1 protein-coding gene is annotated in these 1,328 nt (G+C 29.7%); it reads right to left on the bottom strand.

What is annotated here, in order from left to right; all coding sequences use genetic code 11:
- A partial coding sequence (gene ltrA / locus KGF39_RS19350) for a group II intron reverse transcriptase/maturase (RefSeq protein WP_227823564.1) occupies positions 1-1,328 on the bottom strand: 1,328 nt, incomplete at both ends.

The raw sequence follows: 1,328 nt of genomic DNA, 5'->3' as shown, positions 1-1,328 counted from the left end.
TCTAATTCTTGTGGTAATACTACGGTTAATGTATTATGAATTCGGTTTCTACCAATTTCAGTATACGGTGTAACCTCTGGATGAATTTGTAGTGGCTTTGTAAAATGTACAAATGGTATCGGATATAAAGTTATATTACAACATCTGTCTAAACTTCCACTATATCCTTTATAGAATGTCTTAAATACTTCATTCTTTTCACCTTTTTCGGTTATTATATGCCTTCGTTTAAGAGTTTTATATTTACCATACACTAAATACATTATGTCATGAAAATCTTGTCTTACATCAGTTGCTACTTTGTAGTAGTTATGAATTCCTAATGTAAATCCATTAAGATTTTTAGATTTATCCATACTTGGACTTTTACTTAAATCTTTTAACTTACTCTTGTATACTTCTGTAATTTTCGATTTTCTCTTAGGCTCTATTTTACTTTGAGAAACATATCCTAATTGAGATGTTCCTTTTGACACTGCTCGTAGTCTTATTCCTAAGAAATCCGACCCATTTTTTCTTAAATTAGTTACTTTACTTTTTTCTTCACTAATTTCTAAATCAAGCCTGTCATTCAACCAAAGTTTGGAAGCCATAAATAATTTCTTAGCATTTGTCCTGCTATCAGTAAATATCTTAAAGTCATCTGCATATCTAACAATGTAACATGGTTTTAACTTACTATTTTTAAGTGCAACTATCTTAGAACTTGGTTGTTTGTATATGTGATTAGTAGTTTTAGTTTCCCATTGGTTGGAAATCCACCAATCAAATTCATTAAGTACAATATTTGCAAGTAGTGGAGATAATATTCCTCCTTGTGGTATACCTTTAGTTGGTATACCCTCACCTACCATTTCTGCTTTTAACATTTTGCTTATTATGCACAATAATTTCTTATCTCTTACACCAATAGTCCAAAGTTGTTTCATTAATTTACCATGATTTACATTGTCAAAGAACCCTTTTATATCTACATCAACTACAAAATGATTTTTACTATGATTGATTAAATGCTGACACCTTGCAATTGCATGATGTGTACTTCTGTTAGGTCTAAACCCAAAACTTGATTTATGGAATTTACCTTCACATATGGGTTCTAATATTTGTAAGATACATTGTTGAATGAGTCTATCTTCAATTGTAGGTATTCCTAATGGTCTTTGTTTTCCATTACTTTTTGGTATGAACACTCTTCTTACAGGATTAGGTCTGTAATAACTTAATCTCTGTCGCACAATATTTATTAATTTGTCTTTAGATAAATATTCTAAATATTTAATAGTGTGTCCATTTACACCTTTTGTTTTGCTACCAGTATTTCTTTT

The sequence above is a fragment of the Clostridioides sp. ZZV14-6345 genome (genome assembly GCF_020657775.1).
Classification (GTDB): domain Bacteria; phylum Bacillota; class Clostridia; order Peptostreptococcales; family Peptostreptococcaceae; genus Clostridioides; species Clostridioides difficile_D.
This window is presented reverse-complemented; position numbering and strand designations above follow the sequence as displayed.